General features: G+C 68.7%; 12 protein-coding genes. 5 read left to right on the top strand and 7 right to left on the bottom strand.

What is annotated here, in order from left to right:
- Window positions 1–100 precede the first annotated feature (100 nt).
- Genes KOI35_RS12005 through KOI35_RS11995 form a run of 3 tightly spaced genes read left to right on the top strand, consistent with a single transcriptional unit; the run spans window position 101 to window position 4163 of the window.
- Window positions 101–550: a CGNR zinc finger domain-containing protein gene (locus tag KOI35_RS12005; RefSeq protein ID WP_215786649.1), complete on the top strand. Its 450-nt coding sequence runs from the start codon at window positions 101–103 to the stop codon at window positions 548–550.
- Between the two features lie 28 nt (window positions 551–578).
- Window positions 579–1040 carry a GNAT family N-acetyltransferase gene (locus KOI35_RS12000; RefSeq protein ID WP_308120918.1) on the top strand — a complete coding sequence of 154 codons (462 nt, stop codon included), beginning with the start codon at window positions 579–581 and terminating at the stop codon, window positions 1038–1040.
- Window positions 1041–1049: 9 nt separating this feature from the next.
- A complete protein-coding gene (locus KOI35_RS11995; protein ID WP_215786647.1) occupies window positions 1050–4163 on the top strand; it encodes an NACHT domain-containing protein in 3114 nt (1037 codons plus the stop codon).
- Here the strand turns inward: KOI35_RS11995 and KOI35_RS11990 are convergent.
- From KOI35_RS11990 to KOI35_RS11965, 6 genes are all read right to left on the bottom strand, one after another.
- The gene (locus KOI35_RS11990; protein WP_215786645.1) at window positions 4156–5466 is read right to left on the bottom strand and encodes a family 4 glycosyl hydrolase; all 1311 of its coding nucleotides are present in this window, start codon (window positions 5464–5466) and stop codon (window positions 4156–4158) included. The two genes, KOI35_RS11995 and KOI35_RS11990, sit on opposite strands and share 8 nt — an antisense overlap.
- Window positions 5456–6472, bottom strand: coding sequence for a carbohydrate kinase family protein (locus KOI35_RS11985; RefSeq protein ID WP_215786643.1), 1017 nt, complete (start codon window positions 6470–6472; stop codon window positions 5456–5458). The genes KOI35_RS11990 and KOI35_RS11985 overlap by 11 nt, the downstream gene beginning before the upstream one ends.
- Before the next feature lie 27 nt (window positions 6473–6499).
- Window positions 6500–8767: an alpha-xylosidase gene (gene yicI, locus KOI35_RS11980; protein WP_215786640.1), complete on the bottom strand. Its 2268-nt coding sequence runs from the start codon at window positions 8765–8767 to the stop codon at window positions 6500–6502.
- A 9-nt stretch (window positions 8768–8776) separates the two neighbouring features.
- The gene (locus KOI35_RS11975; RefSeq protein WP_215786638.1) at window positions 8777–9655 is read right to left on the bottom strand and encodes a carbohydrate ABC transporter permease; all 879 of its coding nucleotides are present in this window, start codon (window positions 9653–9655) and stop codon (window positions 8777–8779) included.
- On the bottom strand, window positions 9652–10533 hold the full coding sequence (locus KOI35_RS11970; protein ID WP_246613030.1) for a carbohydrate ABC transporter permease: 882 nt from the start codon (window positions 10531–10533) through the stop codon (window positions 9652–9654). Before KOI35_RS11970 ends, KOI35_RS11975 begins: the two co-directional genes overlap by 4 nt.
- Window positions 10534–10689: 156 nt before the next feature.
- The gene (locus KOI35_RS11965) at window positions 10690–12003 is read right to left on the bottom strand and encodes an ABC transporter substrate-binding protein (RefSeq protein ID WP_215786635.1); all 1314 of its coding nucleotides are present in this window, start codon (window positions 12001–12003) and stop codon (window positions 10690–10692) included.
- A 444-nt stretch (window positions 12004–12447) separates the two neighbouring features.
- On the opposite strand from KOI35_RS11965, the gene KOI35_RS11960 reads away from it, so the two are divergent.
- Window positions 12448–12951: a hypothetical protein gene (locus tag KOI35_RS11960; RefSeq protein ID WP_215786633.1), complete on the top strand. Its 504-nt coding sequence runs from the start codon at window positions 12448–12450 to the stop codon at window positions 12949–12951.
- On the opposite strand, the gene helR is transcribed toward KOI35_RS11960, so the two are convergent.
- Entirely contained in the window at window positions 12941–15070 is a 2130-nt protein-coding gene (gene helR, locus KOI35_RS11955) for an RNA polymerase recycling motor ATPase HelR (protein ID WP_215786631.1), read from the bottom strand. The two genes, KOI35_RS11960 and helR, sit on opposite strands and share 11 nt — an antisense overlap.
- A 99-nt stretch (window positions 15071–15169) precedes the next feature.
- On the opposite strand from helR, the gene KOI35_RS11950 reads away from it, so the two are divergent.
- Window positions 15170–15613 (top strand): helix-turn-helix transcriptional regulator, encoded by a 444-nt coding sequence (locus KOI35_RS11950; RefSeq protein WP_308120916.1) that lies wholly within the window; start codon window positions 15170–15172, stop codon window positions 15611–15613.
- Window positions 15614–15622: the final 9 nt, after the last annotated feature.

Raw genomic sequence — 15622 nt, 5'->3', positions numbered from 1 at the left:
ACTTCCTTCTTCGTCACGCACTAAGTTCGTTCATCACGTTACGTTGGGCTCCCGGACTCCGCAACGCGTAAACCGCCACCATGGCGTTACGCTGGGTTCCATGCGGATCGAGGAGATGTCGCCGGCCGAGGTGGTCACCCTGGTCAACGCGTGGGGCACGCTGCCCAGCCGCGCCGACGGCCGCGACCCCCGCCCCGGCCACGAGAACACCATCCTGGCCGACGAGCTGCATCCGATATTCGCCGCCGACAACCCGGTGACCAGGGCATCTCTGGTGACCGGCTTGTTGCAGGTCACAGCCGTACGACCCGAGCTGGCCCCCGACCTCACCACGGCGTGGACGGTCGACGACCCGGCCCAGGCCCGCCGCGCGGCCGCCGCCCTGGCCCTGCTCCACCACCCCGACCGCATCGGCGTGTGCACCGACGGCCAGTGCGCCGACGTCTACGTGGACACCTCCCCGGCCGGCCGGCGCCGCTTCTGCTGCGTGACATGCCAGAACAGGGCGAGGGCGGCCGCCTTCCGCCGCCGTCGAGCCGAGTCGCGCTGATCCGTGACGCCTGGTTCATGATGTCCGGGTGAGCGATCTGTCAGTCCGGCCCCTGACCATCCGGACCCGCCGGGAGGAGGACCTCGACCTGTGTGTGGAACTGCTGCGTGAGGTGCGTCTGGCGAACGGCTATCCGATGAAGTGGCCGTCGGATCCGCGGGCCTGGCTGGAGCCCCCGCAGCTCGACCAGGCGTGGGTCGCCCAAAGCTCACCCGGTGTCATCGACGGGCACGTCGCCGTGCAGAACGGCCGCGAGATCACCCGCCTGTTCGTGTCGCCCGCGGCCCGGCGCTCGCGGGTCGCCAGCGCGCTGATCGACCACGTGAGCGTGCGGGCCGGAGGCCGGCTGATCCTCACCGTCGTGGACAAGGCAGACTCCGCCGCGGTCGTCTTCTACGAGGCCACCGGATGGCGCTACACGCACACGACAACCGCCGACTGGACCGGCCCGCGCGGCGAGCCCGTACGGCTGCGGCACTACGTCCGCTAGCTTGAGCGCATGGGTCGTGAGCCTCCGATCACCTTCAGTGGCGCCCTCAAAGTGCTGGGTCATTACGAACGGCCACTGGTCGATCGGCTGGACCGGCTGCTCGGCGGCGCGATCCTCGGGGCCGGGGTCGCTCTGGCCGCGGGACCGGCGGTGTCGGCGCTGACCACCCTGTGGAGTTCGGTCGATCAGAAGAACGAGGCGTTCGGCCTGCTCCGTCAGGGCCTCGACCGGATCGAGGCCCGCATGTCCTCGCTCCGCGGCTACGAACGCGTCGAACTGGTCGCCACCGCGCACACCATGCTGGTGATCTCGTCGCTGTTCGAGGTCCTCGACCCGGCGAAGCTCACTCCACTCGAGACGGAGACGCTGGCCACCGGCCACACCCGGGCGGAGGACGAGTCGATGGTCTCCGCCCTGCTCACCGCCGAGGTGCCGATGCCCGGCGCGGCGTGCGGCTTCATGGAAAATCTTCCCGGCATCCGGGGCTGGCTCCGCACGCTCGCCGAGCGGACGCTTCTCTTCCTGGGCCGGCCACCGGAGGACGCCGGCCCACTGGCCGACGCCGCGACCGGGCGATACCAGACCGGATACCTGCGCATGGCCGTCACGGTCCCCGACTTCATGGTCTGGGCCGTCCTCGGTGAGCACGCCGCCACCCGGTCTCACATCACCGTGTCGAACGACCGCATGAAGTCGGCGCTGGACGGCAACACCGCGGCCCTGTCCCGGGTCGAGTCGATGCTCGCCGCGATGGCGGCACCGGACCCCGCACCGTCGCGGCAGCTCGAGGTGCTCGCCCGGGCCAACCGGCAGGTGCTGGACGAGCCGGTGACCCGGTTGACGTCCGAGCTGCTGACCTTTCCCACGGTGGCCGACGGTTACATCAACCCGTCCTACCGGCTGGCCGTCGCCGACGGATCCGCGCGCCCGGGCGACGAGACGTGGTGGGCCCGGCGACCGCGGCACGATGACATCGATCTGATGATCACCAGCCACCTCACCTCGCTGAACGCCACGCGCCGGCCGTTGCTGCTGCTGGGGCATCCGGGCGGCGGCAAGTCGATGCTGACCAAGGTGCTCGCCGCCCGGCTCCCGACCGGGTCGTACACCGTCGTCCGGGTGTCGCTGCGCCAGGTGAGCGCCAACGCGCGGATCTACCACCAGATCGATCAGGCCCTCGACCTGGTGACGGGCGGGCGGATCACCAGCTGGTCCGAGGTGTCCGGGGCGAGCGCCGGCACCGTACGGCTGGTCCTGCTCGACGGTCTCGACGAGCTCCTCCAGGCGACCGACCACGATCGCTCCGGCTACCTGCAGGACGTCGCCGATTTTCAGCGGAGCGAGGCGGCCCAGGACCGACCGGTGATCGTGGTGGTCACCTCCCGCACCGTCGTCGCCGACCGGGTGGAGATTCCGTCGTCGACGCTGATCGCCCAGCTCGCCGACTTCGACGACGTCCAGCTCGACCAGTGGCTGCATGCGTGGCGCCGGGCGAACGACGGCGGCGGCCCGACGGTGTCCGAGGCGCTGGCCCACGAGCATCTGGCCCGTCAGCCGCTGCTTCTCCTGATGCTGGCGATCTATTGGGCCGAGCCCGACCGTCCGGCGGCGACGATGTCGCTGACCCTGAACGATCTCTATCGGCATCTGTTGCGCAGCTTCGCCGCACGGGAGGTGGACAAGCGGACGCGGCCGGTCGGCATGTCCCGGGATCACGTGATCGACGAGCAGGTGCGACGACTGTCGGTGGCCGCCCTGGGGATGTTCAACCGTGGCCGTCAGGACATCACCGACCAGGAACTGGGCCTCGATCTGGCCGGACTGAGCAACGAGCCGAACCCCTCGCCCGAGGCGGCCGGGCAGCGGATCCTCGGCGAGTTCTTCTTCGTCCACGCGGCCGAGGCGCGTCTCATGGAGACCCGGCGCTGCTACGAGTTCCTGCACGCGACCTTCGGCGAACATCTCGTCGCCTCGATCGTGGTCCGAGAGCTGGCGGTGGTCGCGGACGGCGCCTTCGGCGGAACCTACGGCCCGCGGGAACCGGCCGACGATCTGCTGTTCGCGCTGCTCTCGCATCAGGCGATCGCCTCCCGGCGGCCGATCGTCCAGTTCGCGGCGGCCATGCTGCACAAGCTTCCGGAGGACGAGCAGGAGCGGATCCGGCAGACGTTGACGCTGCTCCTGACCCAGTACGACCGGAGGGGCGATCGGCACCGCTACCCGAGGTACCGGCCGATCGCCGAGGATCGTCTGCGGGAGCTGGCCGCCTATTCGGTGAATCTGGTGCTGCTCCTCGCGGCCGCCGACGATGAGGTTTCGCTGGATGAGCTCGGTGGCCTCGGCCGATGGCGTTCGATCGTGACGACCTGGCGGGCCGGCCTGGGCACGGACGGATGGCAGGCGGTTCTGGGCGCCCTGGTGTTGTCCGGTACGACCGTCCGCTTGGCCGGTGACCTGGCCCGGCTGTCCGCCGAGCACGACGACATCTCCTACGCCCGGTTGACCGGTGACCGGGACAGCGAGTTGCGCCTGCGCATCGGGGCGGCGATCAGCGACAAGCTGCTCTACTTCTTCGAAGGCGACGACTGGGGCGCCCTGATGACCAGCTGGCTGGTCGCCGCCTCGACGCTGCCGGCACACTCCCAGCCCGGCTATCTGCTCGTCGATCCGCCGCCCGAGACACCGCTCACCATCGTGAACGATGCCATGAGCATGCTGTCCGAAGTGCTGATCTCGATGGCCGGACAATGGTCGTTCGACTTTCTGCGGCTGCTGATCGGCTGGGTCGACCGGGTCGCCGGACTGAGTTCGCTCGATCCGGTCGCGCTGAGTGCCGTCGTCGCGGCCGAGCCCGGGCTCCTGGAGTTCTTCCCCGCCATGGCCGACTCCCGTCCTCTCATCGTCCATGCCCTCAGCGACGGATCGGGCATGGCTCGCCACAGTGCGGGCAAGACCCTCAATCGCATCGCCGGGTCCAAGCATGTTCTGCCGACTCCGGTCCGCCCCGGATACCAGATCTTGGTGAGCACCTGGACGGTCGTCGTCTCGTTCGGATCGGTGACCGGATCCGCTCCGGACGGCACCGACTGGGACTCGCCCGAGGGCCGCATCACCCTCAGCTGAGGTAGCTCAGTTCCGGCAACCGGGCCTGATACCCGGTGATCAGGCGCCGCGCGACCGGCACCGAGTCGATCAGCGGGTGGGAGGCCATCGCTCGCACCGCCACGGCCCTCGAGCCGCTCGCGACTGCCTCCAGGACGGCCCGGTCGGTGGCCTTGATGCGCCGCACCAGGTCGACGCCACCGGGGAACAAGCCGGACGACGGCAGCGGCCGTGCGCCCGAGCCATCGACCTGGCACGGCACCTCGACCACCGCCTCATCATCCAGCGCGGACAGCGTCCCCCGGTTGCGCACGTTCAGGATCAGCGGCGTCGGTGTGTTGCGGGCGATCGCGGTCATCAGGGCCAGCGCCACCGCCTCATAGCCGCCACCCTCCACCGACAGGGCGTCACGCTCGCCCAGGCCCTCCGACGCCATGTACGTGGCGTCGCGGTCGCGTCGTGCGGCCTCCCACGCGCCCAGCGGATCGCCGTCGGCCGCCATCAGCTGGGTGTAGCAGTCGTGTTGCTGGCGCAGCAGGAACTCGCCGCGCGTCTCGGCCGGGGCCGGCGGAACGTCGTCGTAGTAGTAGTGCAGGTATTCGTTCGGGACCGCGCCCAGCGCCCGCAACCGTGACGCCCCGAACAGCCGGCCCTCCTCGAACGACTCGATCCGGGCCGGGTCCGACAACAGGCCCGGGAGCAGGTCGTGCCCCTCGGAGACAACCCTGGTGAGCCACCCGAGGTGATTCAGCCCGGCGTACTCGACGGTCGCCGACGGCGGATCCCCGACGGCGCGGAGCACGCGCCGGACCAGGGCCGACGGCGAGTCGCAGATGCCGATCACCCGGTCGCCGAGGTGGGCCGCCATCGCCTCGGTGACCAGGCCGGCCGGGTTCGTGAAGTTGATGACCCACGCGTCCGGCGCGACCAGACTGATCCGGCGGGCAACAGCCCGGGCCACGGGGACCGTGCGCAGCCCGTACGCGATCCCGCCCGCCCCCACCGTCTCCTGCCCGAGCAGGCCCTCGCCGATCGCCACCCGCTCGTCGATCACGCGGCCCTCGAGGCCGTGCACCCGGATCGCGCTGAACACGAAGGACGCCCCGGTCAGCGCCTCGGTCAGGTCGGTCGTGGCCGAGATGCGGGGCGCGTAGAACACCGAGGCCGCCTGCGCCCGCAGCACCCGGCCGATGGCGGTCAGCCGGGCCGCGTCGACGTCGTGCAGCACCACCTCGTCGACCGGCGAGTCGGGGCCGAGCAGCGCACCGTAGACGAGCGGCACCCGGAAGCCCCCGCCGCCGAGGATGACCAGCCTACGAGACATGTGCGTCCGACATCCGGGCGATCGTCGCACTCGCGCGACGGACCGTGCGCTGCTCCCCGCTGGGGATCACATCGTCGAGAAACGCATAGTCAGCCGAACCAGGGAACGAGCGGCGCCAGTCGGCGATGTCGCCCCAGCCGGGCGCCGACAGCGACCCGCCGAAGTGCTGCACCGACAACGCGGCGATCAGGTTGGCGAAGGCCAGACTCTGCGCCAGCGGCCAGTCCCGCAGGGTGCCGAGGATGAACCCGGCCGTGAACACGTCGCCGGCGCCGGTCGGGTCGAGGGCCGGCACCGGTACGGCGGGCACGTGCACGGTCTCGCCGGTGCGCGCGTCGTGGGCCAGCACACCGTCGGCGCCGCAGGTCACGACCACGACCGGGGCCAGTCCGGCCAGGCGCTCCAGGGCCTGTGCCGGGGTGGCCGAGCGGGTGTACTGCATCGCCTCGACCGAGTTGGGCAGGAACGCGTGGCAGTCCTCCAGCATGTCGAGGACCTCGGGCGGCCATTCGGCGCTCGCGTCCCACCCCACGTCGGCGAACACCAGCGTGCCCGCCTCCTTGGCCCGGCGTACCCAGGGAAGTCGATCTTTGGTGAGAGACACCGAGGCCGCCCGGCAGGTCGGGAGCTCGCCGACCAGCCCGTCGGCCCCGACCGGCAGCGGGTGACCATGGGTGATCATGCTGCGGTCCCGGTCGTACGCGAGCGACACCGTCACCGGCGAATGCCCGTCGATGCGGCGGGACGCGTCGAGGTTGATGCCCTCCTGGTCGCACAGGATCTGGGCGCAGAAGTCGCCGTACGCGTCCGTGCACAACGCCGTGCCCAGGCCCGTGCCCAGGCCGAGGCGGGCGGCGGCCACGGCCAGGTTGGCGATGCCGCCGGGGCAGGAGCCCATGCCCGACGCCCACACCTCGGTGCCGGGCTCGGGCAGGGCCTCCAAACCGGTGAAAATGATGTCGAGATAGACGACACCGGGGACGAACAGGTCCAGGTCCGGGGTCATCTGGAGATCGTATGCGAGGTCAGCGAGCTACGAAGCGATCCACGTCGCAGTGCCGGCCTCGATGTCGGCCGACGCGCCACCCACGATCTCCACCCGCCAGGGCAGCGACGGGCCCGTCCGCTCCACCCGGGTCGCGCCGGGCGAAACCACAAAAACCGTTTCCCCCACCCGTACGGTCGTGGCCTCGGCAACCGCAGACGGCTCGAAAACGCGGAGCGTCACCCCGTCGGCGTGGGCGTAGTCGGGCCGGTCGACCACCGAGCCGACCGGGATGATCGCACCCGGCCGCACGAGCAGCGGCACGCTGTCGAAGCCGTGCGTCTCGTGCACCCAGCCCGGCCCCTCGATCACCGAACCGTTCTCGCTCACCGAACCGTCCTCGGTCACCGGACCGTCCAGGTAGCGCGTCCACCGCCCCGCCGGCACGTAGTAGCTGACCTCGCCGCCCTCGCTGAACACGGGCGCGACGAGCAGGTCGCCGCCGAGCAGGTACTGCCGCTCGAGATGGGTCACCGCCGGGTCGTCCGGGAAGCCCAGCATCATCGGCCGCATCACCGGCAGCCCCTGCTCGTGGGCCTGGCGACCGGCTTCGTAGAGGTACGGCATCAGGCTGTACTTGAGGTGTGTGAAGGTTCGCAGCACCTCGACCGATTCGTCGTCGAACAGCCACGGCACCCGGTACGAGTGGTTGCCGTGCAGCCGGCTGTGCGACGACAGCAGCCCGAACGCGATCCACCGCTTGAACACGGCCGGGTCGGGCCGCCCCTCGAACCCGCCGATGTCGTGGCTCCAGAACCCGAATCCCGAGCTCATCAGCGACAGGCCGCCGCGCAGGCTTTCCGCCATCGACTCGTACGTGGCCGAGTTGTCCCCGCCCCAGTGCACCGGAAACTGTTGTCCGCCGACCGTGGCCGAACGCGCGAACAGAACGGCCTCGCCCTCGCCTTTCGCCTCTTTCAAGACGTCGAAGACGACCTGGTTGTAGAGCTGCGTGTAGTAGTTGTGCATCCGCTCGGGATCGGACCCGTCGTGCCACACGACATCGGTCGGCACGCGTTCGCCGAAGTCCGACTTGAACGCGTCCACGCCCATCTCGACGAGTGCCGCGAGCTTGGCCGCATACCATTCCCGGGCGTCCGGATTGGTGAAGTCGACCAGCGCCATCCCGGCCTGCCACCGGTCCCATTGCCAGACGTCGCCGTTGGCCTTGCGCACGAGATAGCCGTGGGCCATTCCCTCGGCGAACATGGCCGAGCGCTGCGCGATGTACGGGTTGATCCACAGGCAGGTCCGGAGGCCGCGGTCGTGCAGGCGCTTCAGCATGCCCGGCGGGTCCGGGAAGATGGCCGGGTCCCATTCGAAATCGCACCAGTGGAACTCGCGCATCCAGAACGTGTCGAAGTGGAACACGCTCAGCGGCAGATCCCGCTCGGCCATGCCGTCGACGAACGAGGTGACGGTTTCCTCGTCGTACGGAGTGGTGAACGACGTGGTCAGCCAGAGCCCGAACGACCAGGCCGGGGGCAGCGCCGGGCGACCGGTCAGGGCCGTGTACCTACGCAGGATGTCGGCCGGCGTGGGACCGTAGATGACCACGTACGAAAGGGTCTGCCCGGCCACACTGAACTGGGTGCGCGACACCATTTCGCTGGCCACCTCGAACGACACCTTGCCGGGGTGGTCGACGAGAACGCCGTAGCCGCGATTGGTCAGATAGAACGGCACATTCTTGTAGGACAGCTCGCTGCTGGTGCCGCCGTCCTCGTTCCAGATGTCGACGCTCTGCCCGTTCTTGACGAGCGGCCCGAACCGCTCCCCCAGCCCGTAGACGGCCTCACCGACGCCGAGGTCGAGCTGTTCGTGCACGAAATGTTCGCCGTCCGCGGTGTCGACGATTCCCATGCCGCGCCAGCCGCTTCCGGTCAGTCGCCGGCCGTCGGCCAGGAAATCCAAGCCCCACTTCTCGCCCGTACGGAAATGGGCCGTCAACCGCCCCGACGTGAGCTCGCTGTCGCCGACCAGGACGTCGTGCTCCTCCGCGGCCAGCGCGAAATTCGGACCGGTCGGAGCGCCGCCCAGGAAATGCCCGACCGTCACCCGCAGCACATCGGGCATCGGTGCCTCGACCTTGACGGTGACGATAGGCGTGTCCAGGGTGTCGGATCGACTGCGGACCGGCTTCGTGGAGGCGTACGCGAAAAGGGTCTTCTCCTCGGCCTGCACATCGCGGAGCTGAGCCGGATGCAGGACGGTCAGGCCCTTGCGCTTCAGCCAGTACCCGTCGGTGAATTTCATGAGCGTCCTCTACTTGATGGCGCCGGCGGTGATGCCGCGGGTCAGGGTGCGCTGGAAAACGAGGAAGAAGATCATCGCCGGGAGGATGCCGATCAGGCCCGAGGCGCTGGTCATGGTGGCGTCCATCAGCCGGTCGCCCTGCAGCACGCCGAGGGCCACCGGCACGGTCTGGTTGTCGTTGCTGACGAGGAAGACCAGCGGCAGGAAGAACTCGTTCCAGGTCCAGATGAAGAAGAACGTGAACAGCACGCCGAGCGTGGGCCGGCTGACCGGGACGACGACGCTCCACAACGTGCGCCACTTGCCGGCGCCGTCGACGTCGGCCGCGTCCAGCAACTCGGCCGGGAACTCCTGGTAGACACTCGTCAGCAGATAGGTGCCGAACGCGGCCTGAATGACCGTGAAGATGATGACGATCGCGATCAGGCTGTCGTACAGGTGCACCTCTTTGGACAGGAAATACAGCGGATAGACCAGCACCTCCTGCGGCAACAGATTCGCGACCAGGAAGAACACCAGGAACCAGATCCGGCCCTTCACCTTGCCGATGCCCAGCGCGTACGCGTTGAGGATCGACAACGCCACGCCCAGCACCGCCACGACCAGGCTGGTGATGAAGCTGTTCCAGAGCTTCTGGCCGAAGTTCACCCGGTTCCAGAAGTCGACGATGCCGTCCCAGTAGAGATGCGGTGGCAACGACAGGGGGCCGCCGCCGGCGTAGTCGGCTGGGCTCTTCACGGCGTTGATCGCGATGATCAGCAGGGGCGCGATGACGATGAGGAGGAGAGCCAGCAGGGCCGCGAGAATGACGAAGCGAATCGGGTTTGTCCGTTTGATCGGGCTGGCCGGCTCAGTCCTGGCCGGCGCCCGGTTGGCGGTCATGGTCATCGGTTCACGCTCCGGTTCTGCAAGCGCAGGAACACGATCGACAGCAGGATGATCAGCACGGTCAGCACCGTGGAGATCGCCGACCCGTACCCGACCTGGGCCTTCTCGAAGAAGTTCTTGTACGCGAAGTAACTCGGCACGAGCGTGGCGTTACTCGGGCCGCCGCCGGTGAGCACGAAGATCGGGCCGAAGATCTTGAGCGCCGAGATCGTCGTCGTCACCAGCACGACGTAGAACTCGGGCCGGATCAGGTAGACGGTGATCTTGCGGAACCGTTGCCACCAGCTCGCGCCGTCCAGGTCGGCCGCCTCGTACAGCTCGGGATCGACCCGCTGCAGGCCGGCCATGAACATGACGATCGGATAGCCGAGCTGGACCCAGATCATGATGCCCATGACGCTGTACAGCGCCGAACCCGGTTCACCCAGCCAGTTGTGGGCCAGCGAGCCGAGCCCGACCGTGTCCAGGATCCGGTTGAGCGCGCCGTACTCCGGGTGCAGGATCCAGCCCCACAGGATGCCGGTGACCGCGACCGGGATGATCTGCGGCAGATAGAAACCGGACCGGAAGAACGAGGCCCACCGGTCGCCGAACTTCTTGGCCACGTAGTCGAACAGCACCGCGGCCAGGAAGAGCCCGAGCAGCGTCGGCACCACGGCCATGGCCAGGATCAGCAGCACGATGTTGCCGAACGACGACCAGAACAGACTGTCCTCGAACAGCCGGGTGTAGTTGTCGAACCCGATCCAGCGCTGCTCGCCGACGCCGTTCCACTTGGTGAAGCTCGTGTAGACGGTCATGACGAGCGGCACGACGATCACCAGGACGCTGGCCAGCACGCCCGGGATCAGAAAGACCCAGTAGCCCTTGCGCCTCATCGTTGCCCCTTCTGCTTGGAGTGCCATCGGTTAGTGAGTACTCACAAGCACCGCGCCCGCGCCGGCCCGGCTCGCGCCCCCGGCTTGCGACCGGCTCGCGCCCGGCTCGTGCCCGGCTCGCGCCCTGGTGAGTGAGTACTCACAAACCGATGCGGGCTACTTGCCGAGGTCGGCGAGGTTCTCGTCGTACGGCTTGGCGATCTCGTCGAGCATCTGGTCCGGCGTCTTGGAACCGTTGATCAGGCCCTGCGTGCCGGCGACCAGCACGTCGTAGTAGCCCGGGGCCGGCCAGTCGGGGTAGAACGCCAGCCCGTCCTCGGACGAGATCTTGTTGAAGTTCTCGATCAGTTCCTTGTTCTTGGCGTCGGTGATGGCCGAGGCGTCGGCCGCGACGGGCACCCCGCCGTTGTTACCGAGCAGCGCCTGGATCTCCGGCTTCATCGTGATGTCGATGAAGTCGTACGCGAGCGCCTTGGCCTTGCTCTTCTCCGGCACGACCCACAGGTTGCCGCTCGAGCCCGGGTGCAGCTTGTTGCCGGGGAACAGGAAGGTGCCCCACTCGAAGTTCTTGATCTCGCCCGAGAACCGGCCGTACCACCACGAGCCCGAAATCATGATCGGGAACTTGCCCTGGGTGAACGAGACACCCATGTCCTCGGCCTTGATGCCGGCCGAGTTCTTGTTGATGTAGCCCTTGTCGACCCACTGCTTGAAGGTGTCCGCGCCGTACTTGAGCTGCGGACCCTTGAAGTCGACCTTGTTCTTGTAGAGCTGGTAGTCGTCGACCCAGGCCCGGTCGGCCTGGCTCAGCGCGAGCGAGTAGAGGATCTGCTGGGCCGGATACTCGGCGCCGCCGACGGCGAGCGGGGTGACCTTGTTCTGCACGAACTTGTCCATCACCGCGGTGAACTCGTCGAGCGTGGTCGGTACCTGCAGGTTGTACTTCTTGAACAGGTCCTTGTTGTAGTAGACCTCGACGTACTCGGCGTAGTTCGGGATCCCGTACGTCTTCCCGGAGCCCATGATGCCGTCGTCGTCGTACTTCGTGGTGGTCTGCAGGCTCGAGTTGAGGGCCTTGTCCCAGCCCCGCTTGCTCGCCTCGTCGGTCAGGTCGGTGAGCAGACCCTGCTTCGACAGCAGGCCGGCGGTGGCGTTGCCCTTGTTGTACTCCATGATGTCCGGGGCGCTGTCCGAGTTGAGGATCATCTGGGCGTTCTGCTGGATCTGCTCGAAGCCCTTCTCCTCGAACTTCACCTCGACGCCCGGGTGGGCGGCCTTGAACTCCTCGATGGCCTTGTTCCAGGCGATGCCCATCGCGCTGGTCGGGCCCTCGTAGTGCCACAGCGTCAACGTCTTGGCGTCGGCGCCCTCGGTCTCGTCGCCGCCGCTGCCACCACCGCAAGCGGTGAGGGCGAGCGAGGCGGCCATCAACAGTGCTCCGGCCACGAGGCCGGTTCGCGATCGAATCATGTCTGTTCGTCCTCCGGGAGGGGTCCGTCGAAGCGCTTCGACAGTCGGCCGCCGACTCATGCTTGGCTATCGGCTTGGTTGTCGGCTTTGGCTGTCGAAGCGCTTCGACGCGGGACTTTGGGCAGACGTTAGGGTTCGACGCCCACATATGTCAACGGTGTGACAGAGACATTTCCGGGGCGCCGTGGGAACGCTCCCGCTGTGGATGGCGGCGAATTGTGGACAACGGCCGCGGATCCGCTCCCGCCACTACGGTTGGGCCCGCCCCCTGGTCGGGCGGGGTGGGCTGGTGACTCGGCAAAAAACGACAAGTCGCGACCGCAACCCGGCGCTGCGCCGGCGCGTCCAAACCCCTGACCCGCTGACCCGCTGACCCGCTGACCCGCTGACCCGCTGACCCGCTGACCCGCTCACCCGCTCACCCGCTCACCCGAGGAAGCGACCATGAAGCGACTGACCGTCCTCGCTCCCCTGCTCCTGCTGCTGGCCGGGTGCGTCGACCAGGCGAACCCGGCCCCCGGGCCGCCCGCCACCGCCCCACCCACGATCGCCGCCACTCCGCTGATCGATCCCAGTCTCGGCCCGCGAGGTCCCCGCCATCAGACCGGCATCCCCGAGGCCCCCAGCGCCACCCTCAGCCCCGGCCAGGGCCTGATCGACTGCGGCACCGTCATCCTCGAGCAGGGCGACAAGCTGCCCCGCACTGCGGCCGAGTGCTTCGTCGACGCCGCGTCGGCCGGGCACCGCGCCTACCTGGCGGTCACCCGGCCGACCGTCGAGGGCGACCCGATCCCGGTCACCTACACGTCGAATGACAGCGGCCACGTCGAGGTCGTCACCGATTCGCGGGCCGACGGCTTCGGACCTAAGACGATCACGACCGAGAAGTGCCAGGGCCCCCGGGTGGGCGACTACGGCGTCGACTTCACGAAGTGCGTCACGAAGTGAGGATCACCAGCCGCTGCGTCGCCCGGGTCATCGCGACGTAACGGTCGACCGCCCCCTCGATGCCCCCGCCGAACGACTGCGGATCGACCAGGATCACCAGGTCGAATTCCAGGCCCTTGGCCAGCACCGGCGTCAGCGACCGCACCCGCGGCCCGTCCGGCACGGTCAAGTCACCGATGACACACGCGACCCCCTCGTCATGCGCGTCGAACCAGTCGTCCAGCACCCGGCGGAGGTCCGCTGTGGACCCGTGAGCGACCGGCACTCCGCTCTCCCGGATGGAGGTCGGCACGTTGGCGTCCGGCAGCACCGCCCGGATCACCGGCGCCGCCTCGGTCATGATCTCGGCCGGCGTCCGGTAGTTGACCGTCAGCGAGGCCATCCGGACCGACGGGATCCCGGCCCGGTTCAGCCGCTCGGTCCACGACTCGGTGAACCCGTGCCGCGCCTGGGCCCGGTCACCCACGATGGTGAAACTCCGCGACGGGCAGCGGAGCAGCAGCATCTGCCACTCGGCGTCGGTCAGCTCCTGGGCCTCGTCGACCACGATGTGCGCGAACGTCCCGGACAGCCGGTCCCGTTCGGACTCGGGCCGGCGTTCGGCCGAGACCAGCCCCTCGCGCATGTCCTGCTGCATGAACATCTGCATCAGGCCTTCGCCGTCGTCGTACTCGTGCGACGCCAGAAGGTCGTCGAACACCCGGGCGTACGTGCGGCGTTGCGACTCCTCGGAGGCGGCGTCCTCGCGCTGCCGCCGGGAGAAGCCCGGATCGCCGACCCGGTGCCGGGCCGCGTCGAGCAGCGGCAGGTCGGCCACCGTCCACTCCCGAGGGTCGGAGCGCTGCAGGGCCCGGATCTCGTCGGCCTCCAGCCAGGGCGCGCACCTGCGCAGATAGGCCGGCACCGACCACAGATCGGCGACGATGTCGGCCGGTTCGAGAACGGGCCAGGCCCGGTTGAACGCGGCGAGCAGGCCTCGATCGCGCGCCACCTGACCTCGTACGAAAGGGGAAGGCTCTTCGCTCTTGTCCTTGGCCAGCAGGATCTCGACGAGCTCGTCCCACACCTGCTCGCGGCCCTCGTTGTGCGGAGTGCCGGGGCCGGGCGCCGCGAAGGCCTCGGCCCAGTCGTCGGCCGTCACGGTCAGCTCGACGTCGTCCGTCGCCACCACCAAGGACGACGTCGGTGGCTCCTCGTAGAACCGTACGGCCGCCTCGATCGCCGCCACGAGACCGGCAGACGATTTGAGGTGCGCGGCGGCGTCCGACACGGCCGCGGTCGCGCCCTCCGGCACCAGGTCGCGGAGTGTGCAGGCCTGCACCCCCTCCTCGCCGAGGCTGGGCAGCACGTCGGAGACGTACGCGAGGTAGGGCTCGTGCGGCCCGACGAACAACACCCGGTGCTGCATCCGGGGTTCGGAATAGAGCAGGTAGGCCGTACGGTGCAGCGCGACCACAGTCTTGCCGGTGCCGGGCCCGCCGTCGACCACCAGAGCTCCGCCCGACCCGGCCCGGATGATGGCGTCCTGGTCGGCCTGGATGGTCCCGAGCACGTCGCGCATGCGGGCCGACCGGTTACTGCCCAGGCTGGCGATGAACGCGGACTGGTCGTCGAGCGCGGCGTGGCCCTCGAGCGCGCCCGCCACGAACACCTCGTCCCAGTAGTCGGTGACATGGCCGCCGGTCCAGCGGTATCGACGCCGGCTGAGAAGTCCCATCGGGTTGGCGTGGGTGGCCCCGAAGAACGGTTCGGCGGCCGGTGAGCGCCAGTCGAGAAGCAGACGGCGCCCGTCGCTGTCGGTGAGCCCGAACCGGCCGATGTAAGTGATCTCCCCGGACTCGGAGACCATGCGGCCGAGGCAGATGTCCAGCGAATACCGTCGCAGCGCCCGCAGTCGCGCCGACAGCCGTTGCACCTCCTCGTCCCGGTCGACGGCCTGCCGCCCCTTGCCGGCCGCAGACCGGCGCACGGCGTCCAGCCGCGCGGACAGGTCATCGACAGTGGCGGCGAGACTGGCCTCGATCGCCACGAACCGCCGGTCGTCGTCGGCGATCAGAGCGGGATCCGCCTTGGCCGCGAGCTGAGCGGGCAGACGGAAAGACTGGATGATCGCGTCCACGTGGAAAGCCCCATTTCCCCCGGATTACGGCTACGAGCAGCGATTCTCCGGCACCACCCGGGTCTTGCCGCAAGGCCCCACCTGTGGTATACGGTAAAAGTGGCGGATAAAGCGGAGCAACGTCTCCGGGATCTCAAACTTCTCCGCCGGGTCCGCGACCGGATCGATCGCGACTACGCCCAGCCGCTCGACGTCGAGGCCCTCGCGCGGGGCGTCAACGTCTCGGCCGGCCACCTGAGCCGCGAGTTCCGGGCCGCGTTCGGCGAGTCGCCGTACAGCTATCTCATGACCCGCCGCATCGAGCGTGCCATGGCCCTGCTGCGCCGGGGAGACCTCAGCGTCACCGAAGTCTGCTTCGCCGTCGGCTGCTCGTCGCTCGGTACGTTCAGCACCCGGTTCTCCGAGCTGGTCGGCATGTCACCGAGCGCCTACCGCCGGCTCACCGCCGAGCAGTCCCAGGCCGAAGGTCTGCCCGGCTGCGTGGTCAAGACGGTCACCCGACCGATCAGGAATCGAGAAGCAACGCGCGGTGGCGCCGCCTAGCGTGGTCGG

It is taken from the genome of Paractinoplanes bogorensis, from assembly GCF_018829635.1.
GTDB lineage: Bacteria > Actinomycetota > Actinomycetes > Mycobacteriales > Micromonosporaceae > Actinoplanes > Actinoplanes bogorensis.
This window is presented reverse-complemented; position numbering and strand designations above follow the sequence as displayed.

What these genes read in the sequence shown, in the direction of transcription:
- KOI35_RS12005 (WP_215786649.1), top strand. Translation starts at nt 101, where the DNA reads ATGCGGATCGAGGAGATGTCGCCGGCCGAGGTGGTCACCCTGGTCAAC.
- KOI35_RS11995 (WP_215786647.1), top strand. Translation starts at nt 1,050, where the DNA reads ATGGGTCGTGAGCCTCCGATCACCTTCAGTGGCGCCCTCAAAGTGCTG.
- KOI35_RS11990 (WP_215786645.1), bottom strand. Translation starts at nt 5,466, where the DNA reads ATGTCTCGTAGGCTGGTCATCCTCGGCGGCGGGGGCTTCCGGGTGCCG.
- KOI35_RS11985 (WP_215786643.1), bottom strand. Translation starts at nt 6,472, where the DNA reads ATGACCCCGGACCTGGACCTGTTCGTCCCCGGTGTCGTCTATCTCGAC.
- yicI (WP_215786640.1), bottom strand. Translation starts at nt 8,767, where the DNA reads ATGAAATTCACCGACGGGTACTGGCTGAAGCGCAAGGGCCTGACCGTC.
- KOI35_RS11975 (WP_215786638.1), bottom strand. Translation starts at nt 9,655, where the DNA reads ATGACCATGACCGCCAACCGGGCGCCGGCCAGGACTGAGCCGGCCAGC.
- KOI35_RS11970 (WP_246613030.1), bottom strand. Translation starts at nt 10,533, where the DNA reads ATGAGGCGCAAGGGCTACTGGGTCTTTCTGATCCCGGGCGTGCTGGCC.
- KOI35_RS11965 (WP_215786635.1), bottom strand. Translation starts at nt 12,003, where the DNA reads ATGATTCGATCGCGAACCGGCCTCGTGGCCGGAGCACTGTTGATGGCC.
- KOI35_RS11960 (WP_215786633.1), top strand. Translation starts at nt 12,448, where the DNA reads ATGAAGCGACTGACCGTCCTCGCTCCCCTGCTCCTGCTGCTGGCCGGG.